The organism is Demequina litorisediminis (assembly GCF_030161615.1).
GTDB lineage: Bacteria > Actinomycetota > Actinomycetes > Actinomycetales > Demequinaceae > Demequina > Demequina litorisediminis.
Genome location: NZ_BSUN01000001.1, coordinates 613,423 through 629,885, shown reverse-complemented (window position 1 = coordinate 629,885; position 16,463 = coordinate 613,423). Strand labels below are relative to the sequence as shown.

Here is a 16,463-nt window from a genome sequence, read left to right as displayed (position 1 = left end):
GGCGATCAGGCGGTCGGCTTGTCCGCCTCGGTCGCCGCGGCGGGCACGGGGTGGTCGCGCTCGAGGGCGGCGCCCTCCACGTCGACGTTCGGGAGGATCTTGTCGAGCCACTTCGGCATCCACCATGCGCCCTCGCCCACGAGGTGCATGAGGGACGGGACGATGAGCATGCGGACCACGAACGCGTCGAACAGCACGCCGACGGCGAGGCCGAAGCCCATGGGGCGAATCATCGTGATGTGGGAGAACACGAAGCCGCCGAACACGGACGCCATGATGATGGCGGCAGCGGTCACGACCGCGCGTCCGTGGCGCAGGCCCGCGGTGACGGACTCGCGTGCATTAGACCCGTGGACGAAGGCCTCTCGCATACCGGAGGTGATGAAGAGCCTGGTAGTCCATCGCCAGACCGAACAGGATTCCTGTCAGCATGATCGGCAGGAACGACAGGATCGGTCCCGGTGCATGGACGCCGAAGATGTCGGACAGCCAGCCCCACTGGTACACGGCGGTGACGGCGCCGAACGCCGCGAAGAGGCTCAGCACAAAGCCGAGCGTCGCGATGACGGGCACCAGGAGCGAGCGGAACACCACGATGAGGATGACGAGCGACAGACCCACCACCACCGCGAGGTAGAGCGGCAGGGCGTCGGAGAGCCTTCTCCGAGATGTCGATGTTGCCCGAGGCGTTACCCGCGACACCGATCTCGGTGCCGTCCTCCAGCGGCGACAGGTCGCGCAGGTCGTGCACCAACTGCTCGGTGGACTCCGCGTTGGGGCCCTCGAGCGGGATCACCTGGAAGGCGAGGAACGAGCCGTCCTCGTTGGTGCCTGCAGGAGCGACCGCAGAGACGTCGTCGTTCGCCATGATGGCGTTCTCGACCTCCACCTGGGCGGCCAGGAGGTCGTTGCCCTCCAGGGCTTCGGGCAGCGACGCGGTCACCAGGATGGTGCCGTTCAGGCCCTCGCCGAACTTCTCGTCAATGGTGCTGTACGCCTGGTATGACGTCGAATCGGGGGTGTCCTGGTCACCCGAGGGCAGGCCGAGCCTCATCGAGAACGACGGGATCGCGAACACCGCGAGGACAGCGACGCCCGCGAGCACGTTGAGCCACGCGCGGCCGGTCTTCATCGGGGTGTAGGGCGCCTCGGGCTCGGCCGCCTGGCCGATGCGTCCGCGGGAGCGCTTCGAGATCGCCTTGATGCCGACGAGCCCCAGGACCGCGGGCACGAGCGTGATGGCCACGAGCACCGCGATGAGGATGCAGAACGCGGCCACGTTGCCCATGACGCCGATGAACGGGATGCCCGTGACATTGAGCGCGAGCAGGGCGATGAGGACGGTGGTGCCCGCGAACACGACCGCGTTGCCCGCGGTGCCGTTCGCGAGGCCGATGCTCTCGTGGACGTCCATGCCGCGCTTGAGGTTGGTGCGGTGGCGGTTGATGATGAACAGCGCGTAGTCGATGCCGACCGCGAGCGCGAGCATGACGCCGAGGACCGGCGTCACCGACGACATGTCCACGGAGCCGGAGAGTGCCAGCGATGCCGCGACGCCGACGCCGACGCCCACGACGGACGTGATGATGGGGGTCAGCGCGGGCCACACCACGCGCATCATGACGAACAGCACCACGAGCGCGAGCAGGACGCCCACGATTTCGCCGACGCCGAGCAGGCCGGCGACGGAGGTGGAGATGTCCGAGGAGAAGTAGACGTCGAGGCCGTCGAGCGGTGCGGACTCGATGGACTCCATGACGGCGTCCTTGTCCTCCTGCGACAGCGTCAGCGCGTCGTCCTGGAACTGGACGGCGCCCAGCGCAGTGGTGCCGTCCTCCGAAAGGGACGAGATGGCGGAGGCGTTCTCGGCGAGCCTGCGAGCCGAGTTCTACTGCTGCTCCTGCGTGGCGAGTTCCTCGCGGCCCGCGTCAATCTGCGCCTGCTGCTCGGTGATCTGCGCGAGGCCGGCGTCAATCTGCTCCTGCTGGGTGTCGATGGTCGCCTGCTGGGCGTCGAACTGAGCCTGCGCGGCGTCGTACTGGCCCGCGTCCTTCGCCTGCTGAATGGCGGCATCGAGCCTGGGCCTGGGCCTCGTCGAGCCTGAGCCTGGCCGGACTCGGCCTCGTCGAGCGCGGCGTCGAGCCTGCTCCTGCCCCGAGTCGAGTTCCGCCTTCGCGTCCGCGATCTGCGTCCTGCCGTCCTCGATCTGGGCGGCCTGATCCTGTGCCTGCTGCGCGGTCTCGAACGGGTCGATGACGGCGGTGACGAAGTCGAACTCACCCACCGTGGCGAGGGAGTCGGAGATCTGCTGCTGCTGCGCCTCCGTCAGTTCCGAGTCGTCCTGCGTCTGGTAGACGATGCGGGCGGTGGTGCCGCCAGCGTCGGGGATCTCCTCGGTGAGTTGGTTCGCGACGCGGTCGGTCTCGGTTCCGGGGATCGAGAACGAGTCGGTCAGCGTGCCGCCGAAGGCGAGGAAGGAGCCGGCGGCTGCGGCAAGCGCGACCAACCAGGCCACGATCGCGATGAACGGCCGGCGCGCGGAGCCGCGCCCGAGCCGGAAGAGGAAGTTGGCCACGTCGTGCCTTTCACAGGGGTGTCGGGGAGCAGGGCAGGGGGCGTCGTTGCCTGCGCGTCAGTCTAACCCCGCCGACGCGAGTAAAACGACACTTGTTGGTTAATGGTTGGCGACCGAGGCATCGGCCCGGCACAATGGCTCCATGGACGCCCGCATCGTGAAGACCCGAGCACGCCTTCAGGAGGCGCTGTTCGCTCTCGCGCGCGAGCGCGGCCTCGATGAGGTCTCCGTGTCCGACATCGCCGAGCGCGCGGGCGTCAACCGCTCGACCTTCTACCAGCACTACTCCGACAAGGAGACGCTGCTCGCCGATGCCCTCGACGTGGTGGCGCGCGAGGCGGGGGCGAACCTCGACGGCATCGACATCGATGCGCTGGGTGCCCCCACCGTCCTGATCGACTTCCTCGCGCACATCGAGGCGCACGCGGATCTCTACCATCGCGTCTTCACGGAGCCGGGGTATGGGGTGGTGCTCGCGCGCTTGCGTGCGCACGTCTACGAGGCGATCGTGTCCACGGCGGAGTCCAAGGGGCTGGCGCCCGACATCCCCGCGGACATCCTCGCGGCAGGCGTGGCCGGGTCCATCGTCGGTGTCATTGGTGCCTGGCTTGAGCGCGATCCACGTCCACCGTCGGCCGATGCGGCGCTGTGGGTCTGGCAGGTCATCCTGGGGCCGCCGGGCGGGTAGGCGGCACGCGAGCCTCGAGGCCTTGGAGCATGTCGGTGTGTCCCGTAGACTGGTGATCACAACTGCACAGGGGATGATCGGTTTCGACGTGTGTGCTTTCCTCAGGGGAAGCGGGCCGAGGACGTCACGTTATCTCGTTAACGCTCGTGGCAAACCAATAGGTGCCGATTCCAAGCGCACCGACTTCGCCCTCGCTGCCTAAGCGAGCCCCGAAGTCCGTCAGCCCAGGCTAGATCCCGACCTGGTCCCTGGCGTCATCTAGGGAACTGGCTCCACTCCTTCGTCGACGGGGGTGGGGGACTCTTAGTCGACTGGGGCTATCGCACAGGCTCGTCTGAAGGTCGTGCGGGTCCGAGACAATGAGCATTCAGACTGCGCCCGGAGAATACCTGTCGTCGTACATGCGGACGCGGGTTCGATTCCCGCCATCTCCACGTTTATCATCCCTGGTAGGTGACCGAAAGGCCGCCGGCTTCCCGCAAGGGTGCCGGCGGCCTTTGGTCTGCCCGCGCTACGGTGTCGATATGGAACTGCGACGCCTCGCTCACGCCCCCTTCACCGTCTCCGCCGTGGGGCTCGGGTGCAACAACTTCGGGCGCGCAGGCACGGCGTCCGAGTCCCAGAGCGGCACGGACGCGGTCCTTCACGCAGCGCTCGACGCAGGCGTCACGTTCCTCGACACCGCGGACCTCTATGGAGGTCAGTGGGGGCTGAGCGAGACGTTGATGGGCAACGCGCTCAAGGGGCGCCGTGACGAGGTGATCCTCGCGACCAAGTTTGGCTTCACCGAGGTCGCGACGCCCCTCGACGAGCGCGGCGCCAAGGGCTCGCCCGCCTACCTCCGCGCCGCCTGCGAGGCATCGCTCACCCGACTCCAGACCGACCGCATCGACCTGTTCCAGCAGCATCAGCCCGACCCGTCGGTGCCGATCGAGGACACCCTCGGCGCGCTCGCTGAGCCTGGTCGACGAGGGCAAGATTCTCGCCTACGGCGTCTCACAATTCTCCGCTGAGCAGTTGCGTGCGGCCGATGCGGTGGCTGGCTCCCACGGGTGGCCCCGGCTCGCGACGAGTCAGGACGAGTTGTCGCTCATTGCCCGCGGAGTCGAGAAGGACGGTCGGTTCGAGGCGGCGGAGAGCCTCGGCGCGGGGTTCTTGCCGTTCTTCCCGCTCGCCAATGGCCTGTTCACGGGCAAGTTCACCCGCACCGACCGCCCTGCGGACTCGCGCATCGCGCGCCAGCGCCCCCACATTGCCGACAACGCCGACTGGGACGCCATGGAGGCCTTCCAGGCGCTGTGCGATGACTGGGGAGTGACCATGCTCGAGGCGACGTTCGGGTGGTTCCTGTCCCGTCCCGCCGTGGCGTCCGTCATCGCGGGTGCGACCAGGCCCGAGCAGATCCGGCAGAACGCCGCATCGGCCGGCTGGAGGCCCAGCGCGGATCAGGTGGCCCTGATCGAGGAGTTGTTCCCGGCGTAGCGGAGGCCCTCCGAGTCGGCTAGCGGGACATGGCGGTCACTTTCGTGGGGTTTGTGACACTCATGTCCCGCCAGGGCGCGGTGCGCGGTGGCGTGGTGCGGTGCGCGACCGAAACGGGACCTTGTGACTGGCCCGGCGCATCGGCCGCATGTTAACGTTCAACACATGACGCTCGACGCTGGCGGCACCGACGCCGCCACGGCCCTCGACGACGCTCGGCCCGCGCCGCGCGGCGCCGCGATGTGCGTCATCCCGCGACCGCACCGAGTCCGCAAGGAGGACACGCAGTGAGCCAGTTCAGCGCTTCCGTCCAGGAGGCCATCGACAAGATTCGCGAGGACGTGGCACGCCTGCACGGCGAACTCACCCGCTACGAACTCGTGGTGTGGACCGGAGGCAACGTCTCGGGCCGCATTCCTGGCGAGGACCTCTTCGTGATCAAGCCCTCCGGCGTCGCCTACGACGACCTCGCCGCGGACAACATGATCCTGTGCACGCTCGACGGCGAGGTGGTGCCCGGCACCCCCGGCTCCGACCGCTCGCCGTCCTCGGACACGGCCGCTCACGCCTACGTCTACCGCAACATGGACAACGTCGGGGGAGTGGTCCACACCCACTCGACCTACGCGACCGCCTGGGCCGCCCGCGGCCAGGAGATCCCGTGCCACATCACCGGCATGGCGGACGAGTTCGGCGGCCCCATCCCCGTGGGCCCCTTCGCGATCATCGGCGACGACAGCATCGGCCGCGGCATCGTGGCGACCCTCGACGGCCACCGCTCGCGAGCCGTTCTCATGCAGAACCACGGCGTCTTCACCATCGGCAAGGACGCCAAGGACGCCGTCAAGGCGGCCGTCATGTGCGAGGACGTGGCTCGCACCACCCACATCGCCCTCCAGGGCGGCCCCCTCATCGACATCCCCCAGGACAAGATCGACGCCCTGTTCGATCGTTACCAGAACGTCTACGGACAGCCCGGCACCGCCGCCGGAGAAGGAGACAGCAAGTGAGCGCCCGTTCCGTCATCCCCAACCTCGCCGAGTACGAGGTCTGGTTCCTCACCGGGTCCCAGGACCTCTACGGAGAGGAGACCCTGAAGCAGGTCGCCGAGCAGTCACAGCAGGTCGCCGCGCTGCTTGATGGCGCTGACGCGGTCCCCGCGCGCATCGTGTGGAAGCCCGTCGTGAAGTCGCGCGACGGCATCCGCGCGGCCATGCTTGAGGCCAACGCGAACGACAAGGTCATCGGGGTCATCGCCTGGATGCACACTTTCAGCCCTGCGAAGATGTGGATCACCGGGCTCAACGTCCTCGACAAGCCGCTGCTGCACCTGCACACGCAGGCGAATGTGGACCTGCCCTGGGGCGAGATCGACTTCGACTTTATGAACCTTAACCAGGCCGCGCACGGCGACCGCGAGTTCGGCTACATCGAGACCCGCATGGCGATCCCGCGCACCACGGTGTCTGGTCACGCCTCGCACGCCACGACGCAGGAGCGCGTGGGCACCTGGGTGCGCGCCGCCGCCGGCCGTCACGCCACGCAGAACATGCGGGTCGCGCGCTTTGGCGACAACATGCGCTTCGTCGCCGTCACCGAGGGTGACAAGACTGAGGCCGAGATCAAGATGGGCGTCCAGATCAACACCTGGTCGGTCAACGAGCTCGCGGAGCGCGTCCACGCCCAGGCCGATGCGGATATCGACGCCCTGGTCGCCGAGTACGTCGAGACCTACGACGTCGACGCCGAACTGCTGCCCGGCGGCGAGCGCGCCGAGTCGCTGCGCTACGGCGCCGCGGTGGAGCCTGGGCCTGCGCTCCTTCCTCGAGGAGGGCGGCTTCACGGCGTTCACCGACTCGTTCGAGGACCTGGGCGACCTGCGCCAGGCTCCCCGGCCTCGCCGTCCAGCGCCTCATGGCCGATGGCTACGGCTTCGGCGCCGAGGGCGACTGGAAGACCGCCGTCCTGGTCCGTGCGGCAGCCGTCATGGGTGCCGGCCTTCCCGGCGGCGCGAGCCTCATGGAGGACTACACGTACCACCTGGAGCCCGGCAACGAGCCTGATCCTCGGAGCCCACATGCTCGAGGTGAACCCGGCCCTGTCGTCGAAGAAGGCGCGTCTCACGATTGCCGAGGCTCGGCATCGGCGGCAAGGAGGACCCGGTCCGCCTCGTCTTCACGGCCGACGCTGGCCCCGCCGTCGTGGTCGCGATGTCCGACATGCGCGAGCGCTTCCGTCTGGTCGCCAACGTGGTCGAGAACGTGAACCTCCCCGCGCCCATGCCGAAGCCTGCCCGTGGGCCACGCGGTGTGGAAGCCCGCGCCCGACTTCACGACGTCGACGACCGCATGGATCCAGGCGGGTGCCGCCCACCACACGGTGATGTCGAACCAGATCGGCGTCGAGGTGTTCCGCGACTTCGCCACCGTGAGCGAGATCGAGTTGCTCGTCATCGACGAGGACACCACGCTGACCGGCTTCGCGGCCGAGATGCGCGCGAACGCCGCGTACTACCGCCTCGCGCAGGGGCTGTAGCACCGGGCGGCACGCCGCACCACCACCGCAATGCGGGATCGAGTGGCACTTCCACAGGAAGTTGCCACTCGATCCCGCATTTGCGTATGAAGCGGGACGTGCGTGTGGAGCGCGGGTCGGGTCAGCGCCCCAACGCCATCCGCTCGGGGCAGTCGAACGGGTCGCGGGCAGCGAGCCCGACGCGGTTGAGGTACTCGATGACGATCCCGTAGGACTCGATGAGCGAGGTCTCGGTGTAGGGCACGTCGTGGGCCGCGCAGTACTCGCGGACAATCTCGCGCGCCTTCGCGAGGTGCGGGCGCGCCATGTTCGGGAACAGGTGGTGCTCGATCTGGTAGTTCAGGCCACCCATGAGGATCGACATCGCCCAACCGCCGCGGATGTTACGGCTGGTGAGCACCTGCTTGGAGAAGAAGTCCATCTTCATGTCGGAGGGGACGATCATCATGCCCTTGTGGTTGGGCGCGAACGAGGCACCCATGTAGACGCCGAAGACGGCCATCTGCACGCCGATGAACGCGAAGGCGAGACCCAATGGAAGGAACAGGAACACCGGCACCAGGTAGAGGCCAAAGTGCAGGGCGATCATGGGCAACTCGGTCCAGCGCTGCTTGCGCGTGCCCTGCGTGACCAGCGAAACCACGGAGCGGTAATGCAGGTTGAGGCCCTCAAGCGTGAGCAGCGGGAAGAACAGCCAGCCCTGGCGCTGGTTGATCCAGCGGATGACGCCACGCGTCTTCGCGGCGTCCTCCTCCAGGAAAGTGATGGTGTCCGGCTCGATGTCCGGGTCGGAGCCCACTTTGTTGGGGTTGCCGTGGTGACGCGAGTGCTTCGTCATCCACCACTGGTGGCTGATGCCGACCACGAGCGCGGACAGCACCCGGCCCAGGCGGTCATTGGCCGGACCGGAAGAGAAAACGGTGCGGTGCGATGCCTCGTGGCCCAGGAACGCGACCTGGGTGAACACCACGCCCAGGGCCGCGGCGATCAGCACTGGAACCACGAGTCGCCCAGCAGCACAAAGCCGGTCACCACGCCAGCGAATGCGAGCACGAGCGCGCCGCCGAACCATCCGTAGAAGTGATAGGAGCGGCGCAGCAGACCCGTATCGCGCACCGTGCGCGCGACCTCCGTGAAGGACAGGGTGAAGGGATTGACGTGGGACCGGGGTGCGGGGGACGTAGGGATGAGCGGTCCTTTGTTAGCGGGCGGCGCGGCGCGAGGTGTCGACCAAGTCGATGCCGAGCGTCCGTTGGACGTTTCGCGCAACCCTACGCGACCGTAGGTTGGATGTCACCACCCTTCCGGGGGATATCCCACGATTAGGCTCTGGTCATGCTCGTCCCCATCATCGCGACCCTTGTTGGCCTGGTGGTGCTCGCGTGGAGCGCCGATCGATTTGTGTTGGGCGCTTCGACCGTGGCGCGCTACCTCGGGATGGCCCCGCTCCTGATCGGCATGATCGTCATCGGCTTCGGGACGTCGGCGCCGGAACTTGTGGTCTCGGCCTTCGCTGCGGCGGAGGGTGCCCCCGAGATCGCGCTGGGCAACGCCTTCGGCTCCAACATCGCGAACATCGGCCTCATCCTCGGTGTCACGGCAATCCTGCTCCCCATCGTCGTCAAGCGAGGGGTCCTGCGCACCGAGCTTCCCCTGCTCGTGGTGGTCACGGCGATCGCCTGGCTACTCATGAGCGACGGCGAACTCTCCAGCGGCGACGCCGGCGCAATGCTGCTCCTGCTTGCCGTGCTCCTCACGTGGCAGATCCTGCAGGCGCGCAGCCAGCAGGGCGACCGCCTCGAGCAAGACGTCGAGCACCATGCCGCCGACCATCCGCTGAGCCGCCGCGCCGCGTGGACATGGCTCGTGGTGGGGCTCGTCATCCTCGTGGTGGCCAGCCGCGTGCTGGTGTGGGGCGCGACGGAGATCGCGACCGCCCTGGGTTGGTCGGACCTCGTCATTGGCCTCACCGTGGTGGCGGTCGGTACCTCTGCGCCGGGCTCGCGTCCTCGATTGCGGCCGCCCGTAAGGGCGAGAACGACCTCGCGCTCGGCAACGTCATCGGCTCGAACCTGTTCAACTCGCTGGGCGTGGTGGGAGTGGCGGGACTCATTCAGCCCGCGGCGGTCTCCGCAGACCTCCTCCACCGCGACATGCCGATCCTCATGGCGTTCACCCTGCTGCTGATCGCTTTCGGCTTCCGGTGGCGCAGGGACGGGCGCATCAACCGTCTCGAGGGCGCCATCCTCATCGCGCTGTGGCTGGCCTACACCGTGTACCTGGTGACCGCCGGAGGGTGACAAATCCGACGCATCGGCCCTGCTTGATTGGCCGATGCGCGGGTCTAGGCTGACGCCATGACGGACGCCCCCACGGGCCCTCCGCGCGCCATCGCGCTGTCGCTGAGGGGCCTCACCAAGCGGTTCGGCGCCACGCTGGCCGTCGACCGCGTGGATCTCGATATCCCCACGCATTCGTTTTACGGCGTGGTGGGTCCCAACGGTGCTGGCAAGACCACCACGCTGTCCATGGCGACGGGGCTCCTGCAGCCCGATGCGGGGCATGCTCTGATTCACGGCGTCGACATGTGGCGCGACCCGGCCGCCGCGAAGGCCATGGTGGGAGTGCTTCCCGACGGGCTGCACAGCTTCGACCGCCTCACGGGTGGCGAGTTGATCTCCTACGCGGGTCTCATGCGGGGACTGCCGCGCGAGACCGTGCGCGAGCGTCGGGATGACCTTCTCGCCGCTCTCGACCTCGACGCGGCCGGCTCCACCCTGGTGACGGACTACAGCGCGGGCATGACCAAGAAGATCGGCCTCGCGTGTGCCCTGGTGCATGCGCCACGGGTGCTGGTGCTTGACGAGCCCTTCGAGGCCGTTGACCCCGTCTCCGCTGGCGCCATTCGACGAATCCTTCAGGAGTTCGTCGCCAGCGGCGGCACCGTCGTCATGTCGAGTCACGTGATGGCGCTCGTGGAGAGGCTCTGCGATCACGTGGCGGTGGTGGGGCACGGACGAATCCTCGCCGCGGGCACGCTTGACGAGGTGCGCGGCGGTGAGGACCTCGAGGCGCGCTTCGTGGGACTCGTGGGCGACATCGAGGATCAGCGGGACCTCACGTGGTTGCGACAGTCCTAAGGCTGAAATACGCCACCGTGCGTCATCAGTTGGCGCGCGAATGGTGGCGAGCACTGCTCCTCATCGGCGGCGCGGTCTGGTCGTTGTCGCTGGTCCCAGCGGTGTTCTGGGCGAGTCATCGACTGCTCGACGAGACGCCCGATGTCCGCGCCGACATCCTGGTCGTCGTCGCTGCCATCTGCATCGGCGGCTGGATCACGGTCCCGCTGCTGGTGACGGGGCTCGAGGACACCCTCGACCCGGGGCGGTTCGCGACCTTCGGGGTTTCCGCGCGCCAGATTGCGCCCGGCCTCATCGTCGCGGGTTTCCTCACGGTTCCCGCACTGTTCTTCGCGGGCGTCTTCGTGGTCCTCGCGGCCAGGCTGGAGGGCGGCCGGGGGCGCGGCCGTTGCCGTGGGGCTCGCCGGGGCGGTGCTGACGCTCATGGTGATGGTTCTCGGCGCACGGGTCGCGGTGGCGTGGGCGGCGCGTGCGGTCAACGATCGCCGCGCCCGTGGCGTCCTGCTGCTCGCGATCGGACTGGCCGCGGCGGTGCTGGCCTCGGTGGCGTGGCTCGCGCTGCGCGACGGCATCGACTCCGCGCTCCAGTACGAGGGCCAAGTGGTCATGGAGTGGCTCGGGCGCACGCCGATCGGCGCGGGCATGGCGGCGGCCGAGGGCGCGGCGTACGGGCGGTGGTGGTCGGTGACGTGGCGGCTGGTGCTCATGGCTGGCACTGCCGTCGTGCTGGCGCTGGCGTGGCGCGACTCGATCGCGCATGCGCTCGTGCACCCGGTACATCGGGGCGGCGGCAGGCGCCGGGGGCCGATGCGGTCCTCGCCGGGGCAGGCGACGGGTCCGGCCGTGTCCCCTTGCTGTCCTGGTGGACGGCCGATGCCCCCACCAGGGCGATCCGGTCACGCCTCCTCGTGTCGTGGGGGACCGATGCGCGCTACCTGGTGGCGGCATCGGGCGTGGTCGCGCTGCCCGTCATCTTCTTCGCGATCGCGATGCCGATCCTTGGCCTCGACACCCGCTGGGCCTTCGTCGCGCCCGTGATGCTCGCCGCGTCCATCGGTTGGGGCCGCCACAACGACGTGGCCTACGACCACACCGCGTTGTGGCTCGACCTCGTCTCGGGGCGACTCGGCCGTCAGATCATGGTGGGCCGTGCGCAGGCGACCTTGGTGTGGGCCGCGCCCGCCTGCGTGCTCGCGGCGTGCGGAATCCTCGCGTGGTCGGGTAGGTGGGCCGCCGCGCCGGGCCTGCTGGGCGCAACGCTCGGCACCCTCGGCGCGACGCTGGGAGTCGCCTCGGTGGCGTCCGTTCTCTTGCCCTACCGTGCACCGGCGCCGGGAGAGAACCCCTTTGGCGCGGAGGTGGGGTCGCTGGGCGCCTCCCTCGGGTCTCAGTTGCTGTCCTCGGCCGCGACGCTGCTGGTGCTGCCGTTCGTCACGGTGCCCCTGGTGCTGGCGCTGACCGTGCACACGGGGTGGGGCTGGGTCGCCCTCGTGACCGGCCTTGGGTTGGGCGCGACGCTGCTGTGGGGCGGGACACGGCTCGCGGGCGCGCTGTACGACGCCCGCTCGGGTCGCCTGCTCGCCCGCGTTGCCTAACCTCCGCCCGACTGGTGGATTTCGGTCAACGAAGGCCCCTTGATTGACCAAAATCCATTAGTGGGAGGGCGGGGGAGAGGCGACGTAGGATGGGCCGCATGAGCGAGACCCTCGAGCCGCAGCCCGACACCGGCGCCCCCCAGGGTGGCACCACGACCATCGAGCGCGTCGAGCAGCGCGAGCCTGAGCGAGCCCGGTGACGCGGAGCGCTTCGCCCACTACGTGCGCAAGGAAAAGATCATGGAGTCGGCACTGTCCGGCGAACCCGTGATCGCCCTGTGCGGCAAGGTGTGGGTCCCCGGACGCGATCCGCAGCGATTCCCCGTGTGTCCCGCGTGCAAGGAGATCATCGACGGTCGGTTTGGTCCGGAGGACGGCGACGACTGACGCACCTCCCACGGTTCGCCTCCGCGCGAGCCTAGGCTAGACACGTGTCTACCGAGGAGCAGGCTGGAGCGTGAAGGTGCCGTCGCGACCCGCCTCGACGACGCCTGGGTCACCATCGTGTGGAATGACCCCGTCAACCTCATGGTATGTCACTCACGTGTTCCAGACGTACTTCGCGCTCACCCGCGATCAGGCCGAGGTCAAGATGCGCGAAGTGCACGAACAAGGCCGGGCGGTCATGAGCACCGGCGGCCGTGAGCGCATGGAGGTCGACGTGCAGGCGATGCACGGCTACGGCCTGTGGGCCACCCTGCAGCGGAGCGGCGAGTGAGGGCGTTCGAGACGCGCGACGGCCACGCGGTCGCCACGCTCGAGGCGGAGGAGCGCGTGGTCATCGCGCGCATCGTCGCGGATGTCGGCCAGGCTCCTGGGGGCCGACGACTTCGCGGCGCCAGCCGAGCTCGACCGCGACGCGCGCGACCACGTCGATGATGTGTTCCGGGCGCTCGCGGGCCTCGAGGAGTCCCTCGCGGAGCCCAGCGACCCCGCCGTCCGGCGTGTCCTGCCCTCCGCTTCGCGTGACGACCACGAGATCGCCGACGAGTTCCGCCGCCTCACCGAGCCCGACCTGCGCTCTCTCAAGGTTGCGCGCCTCAGGACGATGTGGGAGCAGTTGAGCGATGAGGGAGCCGAGTGGCACGTGCGCCTCGACGAGGCGCTCGCGACCGCATCGGCCCTGACAGATGTGCGTCTGGTGCTCGCGGCGCGCCTGCGCCTCGAGACGGACGAGGACGCCGAGAGGCTCCACGCAGAGATCGACCTCGCGAGCCATGCGATGGATACCGACGCCCACGAGGACCTGGGTGTGGACCCCGAGCGAGTGTGGCTCGGCATGCTGTATCAGGCCCTCACCTGGCTGCAGGAATCCCTCCTGCACTGCCTCATGACCGGAGAAGAGGAGCAGGATGTCTGACGCGCCCATCGGGGTGTTCGACTCGGGAGTGGGCGGCCTCACGGTCGCCCGCGAGATCATGGACATGCTTCCTCACGAGTCCGTGCACTACGTCGGAGACACCGCGTTCGGCCCCTACGGTCCGCTCCCCATCTCGGAGGTCCGCGCCCACGCCCTCGACATCATGGATGGCCTCGTCGCCGACGGCGTCAAGATGCTCGTCATCGCCTGCAACACCGCCTCTGCCGCCGTCCTTCGTGACGCCCGTGAGCGGTTCGCGCGGGAGCGCGGGGTGCCGGTCGTGGAGGTCATCGTGCCCGCGGTGCGCCGCGCGGCGACGCTGACCAAGTCGGGGCGCGTCGGCGTCATCGGCACCGCCGCGACCATCACGAGCGGCGCCTACGACGACGCCCTCGCCGCAGCCCCCGGCGTCGAGGTGTTCTCGCAGGCCTGCCCCCGGTTCGTGGAGCCTCGTCGAGGCGGGCGTCACCTCCGGCCCCGAGGTCATCGACGTGGCACGCGAGTACCTCGCACCGTTGCAGGCGGCCGATGTCGACACCCTCATCCTGGGCTGCACCCACTATCCGATGCTCGCCGGCGCCATCGGCTATGTCATGGGACCGGACGTCACGCTGGTGGATTCCGCGACCGAGACGGCGATCGACGTGTTCCGGTCGTTGACCCGCCACGGCCTGGCCCGCGACACGGGCTCGCTCGCCGAGCACCGCTTCTCGGCGACGGGGGAGACCGCACGATTCGAGGCGCTCGCGCAGCGGTTCCTCGGCCCGGTCGTCACGTCTGTCGACTCGCTCGGCGTGACCCGATGAGGCTCACGGTCGTCGGCTGCTCGGGCTCGGTGCCCGGCCCGGCCTCGGCATCGTCCTGCTACCTCCTTGAGGCCGATGACGTGGCCGGCCGGACCTGGAGGGTGGTCCTGGACATGGGGGCAGGCGCGATGGGGGCGCTCCAGCGCTACTGCGACCCACGCGACCTCGACGCGGTCCTCCTCAGCCACCTTCACCCCGACCACTGCGCGGACCTGGCCCACCTCGACACCTATCTCAAGTACCACCCCGAGGGCCCGTTCGATCCCGTGCCGGTGTACGGACCCTTCGGCACCGCGGGCCGCATCGCACAGATGGCTGGCGCGGATGACGTCACCGACAAGCCTGCCCTGCACCGTGTGGCAGGCATCGGGCGAGACCCGCATCGGCCCGCTGACGGTGACCGTGGAGGCCGTCCACCATCCCGTCCCCGCCTACGCGATGCGTATCGAGGGCCCCAGCGAGCACCGTGCCAGGGCATCGGCCATCCTCACGTACACCGGCGACACCGACGAATGCGACGGCCTCGACGTGGCCGCCGCAGGCGCCGACGTCTTGCTGAGCGAAGCCTCGTTCCTCACCTCCGAGAACGCCCCGCCGGGGATTCACCTCACGGGCCTCGCCGCCGGTCAGGTCGCGGAGCGTGCCCAGGTGGGGCGGCTCATCCTCACGCACCTTCCGCCGTGGGCCGACTGTCCGAGCATCGAGGCGGAGGCGGCACGGGGCTTTTCTGGAGACATCGCCCTGGCCCGTCCGGGGATGCGCATCGAGGCCTGAGCCTCGCCGTTAGGCTCGTCGCATGAGCGACATCACCCGCGCCGATGGGCGCACCCCCGACCAGGCTCCGTCCCGTCTCGTTTGAGCGCGGCTTCCAGCGCAGCGCCGAGGGGTCCTGCCTCGTCACCTTTGGAGGCACGCGCGTGCTGTGCTCCGCGTCGTTCACGGAGGGCGTGCCGCGCTGGAAGAAGGGTTCCGGCGAGGGTTGGGTGACCGCCGAGTACGCGATGCTGCCGCGCGCCACCCACACCCGCAACGACCGCGAGTCCGTGCGCGGCAAGATCGGCGGCCGCACCATGGAGATCTCGCGTCTCATCGGCCGCTCCCTGCGCGCCATCGTGGACGTGAAGGCGCTCGGCGAGAACACCATCGTGCTCGACTGCGACGTGCTGGACGCCGACGGTGGCACCCGCACCGCCGCCATTACCGGTGCCTACGTGGCGCTCGCGGACGCGGTGGCCTACGGGCGAGCCCAGGGCTTCATCAAGCCCGGTCGCAGCCCCCTGACCGGCTCGGTGTCCGCCATCTCGGTCGGCATCATCGACGGCACGCCGATGCTCGACCTGCCCTACGTCGAGGACGTGCGCGCCGAGACGGACATGAACGTCGTGATGACCGGCGACGGCGGCTTCGTCGAGGTGCAGGGCACCGCCGAGGGCAAGCCGTTCTCGAAGACTGAGCTCGACGCCCTCCTGGCGCTCGCGACCGCAGGCAATGCGGAGGCGACGCGCCTGCAGAACGCCGCGCTCGACGCCACCGACGGGCCGGTCCGATGACCGCTCGTCTCGCAATCGCCACCCACAACGCCCACAAGGTGGGCGAGATCTGGGCCATCCTCGCGCCCGAGGTCCCTGGCCTGACCAGGGAGGACGTGGCATCGGCCAAGGAGCCCGGCGCCCCGAGCCCCGTCGAGGACGGGACCTCGTTTGCCGGAAACGCGCTCATCAAGGCGCGGGCGCTGGCCGCGTCGACCGGGCTGCCCGCGATCGCGGACGATTCGGGCATCGCCGTGGACGTCATGGGCGGCGCGCCGGGCATCTTCTCCGCGCTGTGGTCGGGCCGTCACGGCGCCGACCAGGAAAACCTCGACCTGCTGCTGGCACAGATGGAAGACATCCCCGACGGGCACCGTGCCGCCGCCTTCGTGTGCGCCGCCGTCCTGGTGACGCCGGATGGCCGCGAGATCGTGTGTGAGGGACGCCAGCCAGGCCGACTGCTGCGCGCCGCGCAGGGTGAGCACGGGTTCGGCTATGACCCCATCTTCATGGGCGAGGGGCAGACCCTCTCGAACGCCGAGGCTCGACGCGGACGCGAAGAACGCGGTGTCGCATCGTGGCGCCGCCTTCCGGGCGCTCGCACCCCACGTGGCGCAGTTGCTCGACGGCTGACATCGCGATGTAGCAGAGATGCTACAAATGTAGTACAAATGCTACATGGCGACGTCGACCGCACTGGAGCCCGTGATCCGCGCGCAGGGACTGCGCATGAGCCTACGGCGAACTCACCGT

11 protein-coding genes, 1 other RNA gene and 8 pseudogenes are annotated in these 16,463 nt (G+C 68.9%); 18 read left to right on the top strand and 2 right to left on the bottom strand.

What is annotated here, in order from left to right; translation table 11 throughout:
- Window positions 1-5: 5 nt before the first annotated feature.
- A pseudogene (locus QQK48_RS21175) lies at window positions 6-2,575 on the bottom strand (MMPL family transporter).
- Between the two features lie 142 nt (window positions 2,576-2,717).
- On the opposite strand from QQK48_RS21175, the gene QQK48_RS03795 reads away from it, so the two are divergent.
- The 7 genes and pseudogenes from QQK48_RS03795 (at window position 2,718) to araA (ending at window position 7,280) form a co-directional block, all read left to right on the top strand.
- Window positions 2,718-3,263 (top strand): TetR/AcrR family transcriptional regulator, encoded by a 546-nt coding sequence (locus QQK48_RS03795; protein WP_284327523.1) that lies wholly within the window; start codon window positions 2,718-2,720, stop codon window positions 3,261-3,263.
- Window positions 3,264-3,332: 69 nt separating this feature from the next.
- Window positions 3,333-3,700: a transfer-messenger RNA gene (gene ssrA / locus QQK48_RS03790) on the top strand.
- Window positions 3,701-3,787: 87 nt separating this feature from the next.
- Entirely contained in the window at window positions 3,788-4,276 is a 489-nt protein-coding gene (locus QQK48_RS18985) for an aldo/keto reductase (RefSeq protein WP_348523428.1), read from the top strand.
- 4 nt (window positions 4,277-4,280) lie between these two features.
- A complete protein-coding gene (locus tag QQK48_RS18980) occupies window positions 4,281-4,745 on the top strand; it encodes an aldo/keto reductase (protein WP_348523427.1) in 465 nt (154 codons plus the stop codon).
- A 165-nt stretch (window positions 4,746-4,910) separates the two neighbouring features.
- On the top strand, window positions 4,911-5,036 hold the full coding sequence (locus tag QQK48_RS03780; RefSeq protein ID WP_284327522.1) for a hypothetical protein: 126 nt from the start codon (window positions 4,911-4,913) through the stop codon (window positions 5,034-5,036).
- A complete protein-coding gene (locus QQK48_RS03775; RefSeq protein ID WP_284327521.1) occupies window positions 5,033-5,755 on the top strand; it encodes an L-ribulose-5-phosphate 4-epimerase in 723 nt (240 codons plus the stop codon). The genes QQK48_RS03780 and QQK48_RS03775 overlap by 4 nt, the downstream gene beginning before the upstream one ends.
- A pseudogene (araA, locus tag QQK48_RS03770) lies at window positions 5,752-7,280 on the top strand (L-arabinose isomerase). Before QQK48_RS03775 ends, araA begins: the two are co-directional and overlap by 4 nt.
- 121 nt (window positions 7,281-7,401) lie before the next feature.
- Here the strand turns inward: araA and QQK48_RS03765 are convergent.
- A pseudogene (locus QQK48_RS03765) lies at window positions 7,402-8,468 on the bottom strand (fatty acid desaturase family protein).
- A 147-nt stretch (window positions 8,469-8,615) separates the two neighbouring features.
- Between QQK48_RS03765 and QQK48_RS03760 the strand changes: the two are divergent.
- From QQK48_RS03760 to rdgB, 11 genes and pseudogenes are all read left to right on the top strand, one after another.
- Window positions 8,616-9,218: pseudogene (locus QQK48_RS03760) on the top strand (sodium:calcium antiporter); the annotation flags it as partial.
- Window positions 9,140-9,580 carry a sodium:calcium antiporter gene (locus QQK48_RS03755; RefSeq protein WP_284329299.1) on the top strand — a complete coding sequence of 147 codons (441 nt, stop codon included), beginning with the start codon at window positions 9,140-9,142 and terminating at the stop codon, window positions 9,578-9,580. The pseudogene QQK48_RS03760 and the gene QQK48_RS03755, both read left to right, overlap by 79 nt.
- A gap of 57 nt (window positions 9,581-9,637) precedes the next feature.
- Entirely contained in the window at window positions 9,638-10,420 is a 783-nt protein-coding gene (locus tag QQK48_RS03750) for an ABC transporter ATP-binding protein (RefSeq protein ID WP_284327520.1), read from the top strand.
- Between the two features lie 17 nt (window positions 10,421-10,437).
- Window positions 10,438-12,015: a hypothetical protein gene (locus tag QQK48_RS03745; protein ID WP_284327519.1), complete on the top strand. Its 1,578-nt coding sequence runs from the start codon at window positions 10,438-10,440 to the stop codon at window positions 12,013-12,015.
- A gap of 98 nt (window positions 12,016-12,113) precedes the next feature.
- Window positions 12,114-12,402: pseudogene (locus QQK48_RS03740) on the top strand (DUF3039 domain-containing protein).
- Window positions 12,403-12,465: 63 nt separating this feature from the next.
- Window positions 12,466-12,733, top strand: a pseudogene (clpS, locus tag QQK48_RS03735) (ATP-dependent Clp protease adapter ClpS).
- Window positions 12,734-12,814: 81 nt separating this feature from the next.
- On the top strand, window positions 12,815-13,375 hold the full coding sequence (locus QQK48_RS03730; RefSeq protein WP_284327518.1) for a DUF2017 family protein: 561 nt from the start codon (window positions 12,815-12,817) through the stop codon (window positions 13,373-13,375).
- A pseudogene (gene murI / locus QQK48_RS03725) lies at window positions 13,368-14,181 on the top strand (glutamate racemase). Before QQK48_RS03730 ends, murI begins: the two are co-directional and overlap by 8 nt.
- Entirely contained in the window at window positions 14,178-14,981 is an 804-nt protein-coding gene (locus QQK48_RS21170) for an MBL fold metallo-hydrolase (protein WP_488798416.1), read from the top strand. Before murI ends, QQK48_RS21170 begins: the two are co-directional and overlap by 4 nt.
- 18 nt (window positions 14,982-14,999) lie before the next feature.
- Entirely contained in the window at window positions 15,000-15,731 is a 732-nt protein-coding gene (gene rph / locus QQK48_RS03710; RefSeq protein ID WP_284327516.1) for a ribonuclease PH, read from the top strand.
- Window positions 15,728-16,343: pseudogene (gene rdgB / locus QQK48_RS03705) on the top strand (RdgB/HAM1 family non-canonical purine NTP pyrophosphatase). The gene rph and the pseudogene rdgB overlap by 4 nt, the downstream one beginning before the upstream one ends.
- Window positions 16,344-16,463: the final 120 nt, after the last annotated feature.

What these genes read in the sequence shown, in the direction of transcription:
- QQK48_RS03795 (WP_284327523.1), top strand. Translation starts at nt 2,718, where the DNA reads ATGGACGCCCGCATCGTGAAGACCCGAGCACGCCTTCAGGAGGCGCTG.
- QQK48_RS18985 (WP_348523428.1), top strand. Translation starts at nt 3,788, where the DNA reads ATGGAACTGCGACGCCTCGCTCACGCCCCCTTCACCGTCTCCGCCGTG.
- QQK48_RS03780 (WP_284327522.1), top strand. Translation starts at nt 4,911, where the DNA reads ATGACGCTCGACGCTGGCGGCACCGACGCCGCCACGGCCCTCGACGAC.
- QQK48_RS03755 (WP_284329299.1), top strand. Translation starts at nt 9,140, where the DNA reads ATGGCTCGTGGTGGGGCTCGTCATCCTCGTGGTGGCCAGCCGCGTGCT.
- QQK48_RS03750 (WP_284327520.1), top strand. Translation starts at nt 9,638, where the DNA reads ATGACGGACGCCCCCACGGGCCCTCCGCGCGCCATCGCGCTGTCGCTG.
- QQK48_RS03730 (WP_284327518.1), top strand. Translation starts at nt 12,815, where the DNA reads ATGTCGGCCAGGCTCCTGGGGGCCGACGACTTCGCGGCGCCAGCCGAG.
- QQK48_RS21170 (WP_488798416.1), top strand. Translation starts at nt 14,178, where the DNA reads ATGAGGCTCACGGTCGTCGGCTGCTCGGGCTCGGTGCCCGGCCCGGCC.
- rph (WP_284327516.1), top strand. Translation starts at nt 15,000, where the DNA reads ATGGGCGCACCCCCGACCAGGCTCCGTCCCGTCTCGTTTGAGCGCGGC.